The 2,424-nt window shown below is 57.5% G+C and carries 1 protein-coding gene; it reads left to right on the top strand.

Annotated features, from left to right (window positions below; all coding sequences use genetic code 11):
- Positions 1-16: 16 nt before the first annotated feature.
- A partial coding sequence (locus IQ260_RS29865) for a hypothetical protein (protein WP_193996684.1) occupies positions 17-2,424 on the top strand: 2,408 nt, incomplete at its 3' end.

Raw genomic sequence — 2,424 nt, 5'->3', positions numbered from 1 at the left:
CCCCAGGAGTCCCACCATGCCTCCCTTCCCCGAATCCGCTAAAATCGTCCAAGTCAAAGGCCCTTGCTGGGTGGCCACCGTTGCCGTTGCTGAACTGGCCGATCCCCATCGCCATCTGGCATTTCGCAATCTCTTTTTAGACAATACGGGACGATCGCGGTTAGGACGAGACTCTCTCTATCTGCCGGGCACATTGTTAATGCTGGGGGCCGTTCAGCAGGTGCAAATCACCGACACGCCCTATGGCTGGGAGCGCAATCCTCAAGTCGGTATCCCCTCCCCGCAAACACCGACCCAAATCCAGACAGCCATTCAAGCCGGGAGTTTATCGCTGCTGTTGGTGCAGGCCGACCCCGAAACCTGGCCCCAGGATTTTCCTGATCGGCAGGGCGAGACATTTTTTCCAGAACTCACCTGTTTAGTAGGAGAGATTTACCTGGGGGACAGTTTGGCCAATGCTGATATCCCCGATGCTCTCATTCCCACTCCTAACACCCTCACTGATCTCTACAGCGCCCTGCAGCTGTCCCTACCTGCCGACAATGCTTTGCAAAATCGCGCGGGCGCGGCCCATCTACTCAGCGCCCTAGCTGTCCATGGCAGTGGTCTCTCCATCCACGGACAAATTCAGCTGCCTTGGAGATCTGGTGCGATCGCAGCTCCGTTTCAGCTAGCCAAACAAATTACCGACGCTGGTAGCGGCCCCTTTCGCCTCACCCTAGAACGAGAACGCCTGACGCCTGACGAACAACAGAACTGGTCTGCCGCCTGGAATGAGCTTAGCCGCTACCTCAATCCCCTCAATCCTCAAAATGGGTCTTCTCATTCCTCCACTGGTACCACGCCCACCTGGGCCACCCTAGAGATCACCGACCCCATTGCTGTCCCCAATCTGTTTTGGACCATGGCTGCCTGGGGAGAAACTCCGGTGCTCAATTTTGATCCCAATGAGATCAACATTTTGCTCAGTGACCAGTCTCCTTACGACCAAGTTAATCCCCCCACATCGTTAGGGCGGCTGGTGCCCAGCTGGGTCACGGTGGATAAACGTCAGTCTGACCAGCCTGACTCCCCGTTACGGGTACTGGTGGACGTAGGCCCAGGCCCTACTAATCCCACTAACCCCACAGAAGCGGCCCAGGCCCTCACTACGGCCAGTCGAGACAATACGGTTGAATACCGGTTTAATCGTGCGGCAATAACACCGGAAGACCTGTCGCTGCAAGATCTCACCCTAGCCCTCGACCCGACCGCCACACCCCAGGCCTTACGCCAGTCCCAACAGCTGCCCCCACCCCAATGGACTGAGACCACAGGACCGATTCAGCCCTCTTTAATCTGGGGCTTTATGCTCTTAGAGGACGGCTGGGCACAGCTGCCTATTCCTAATCTAACCGAGCAAATCTACCTGGACAGTGGTGTGGCCAACCTGCCAGACCCCAACACGGTCACGACCCCTACCGCCAGCCCCCTCCAGGGAGCTGTCTCCCTGGGTAACAATCGTCGCACTAGTTTAGAGCGCTATCCCAATGAACAGCCTTGGAATGTCACCCTGACCAGCCTTGACAGGCTGCAGGGCCAGTGGATTTTAAATCCTTCTGGGGCCGAAGAGACTGTTGGAGAGACTGCCGGATTCACTCTGTCCGAGGTCACCCTCTTGATCCAAAAACCTGAGGTGACGGTGACCGGTCTGGTGTGGCTGAGTCGGTCAAAACCACGGATTGAAGATGCGCTGCCGGATTTAGATAACTGGGTGGCGGGGGTGCGATCGCATTCCCTACGCACCGCCAATCCCGACACCGATCTGTTTCCCTCCCTAACTACCTTCACCCTAGAAACATTAACCCTGGCTGTCCGCCCCCCTGATCCGGCAGCCGCCCTGGCAACTATCCCTCAGCTACAAGGCTGGAAACTCCTCTACACCGTCCACCCAGACACGCTGCAAGCCTTTCAAACCGAAAACGTACTTCCAACTAATCTTTTTAGCCAAGCGCTACCCTGGGTCTGGCAACGACATCCCTCCTTGCCCATGGTGCAGGCACTGCCCCTCACCCAAAGCCAGTCACCCCCCAACTATCCCAGCGCTAGCCGACAACTGATCCCCTTTGAGCTGCCCGTTGATGCCTCGGGACTACCCCACCGCTGGTATTTTGGTGTTGACATGTCGGATGACGCTAACGGAGCTAGCCAGTGGCCCCAGTTTCTGGGTACTGCCGCCGCTCCTGCCCGTGAATGGGCGCAGCAGTTTGACCTACCGTTGGTGTCCCTCTCCCTGCCTGGTCTGGCCCTTGATCCAGACCATACCCCTGGTACGCCTAGCCCTGACAACCCTGCTCTTGAGACCATCGCCCAACTCTCCCAGACCTATCGCTTTGACCTGCCCTACACCGACGAACTCAACGCCCTAGCCGATCTGCCCAGCAC

It is taken from the genome of Leptolyngbya cf. ectocarpi LEGE 11479, assembly GCF_015207065.1.
Taxonomy (GTDB): domain Bacteria; phylum Cyanobacteriota; class Cyanobacteriia; order Phormidesmidales; family Phormidesmidaceae; genus Leptothoe; species Leptothoe ectocarpi.
Note: the sequence above shows the minus strand (reverse complement) of the source record. Positions and strands in the feature narration are given on the sequence as shown.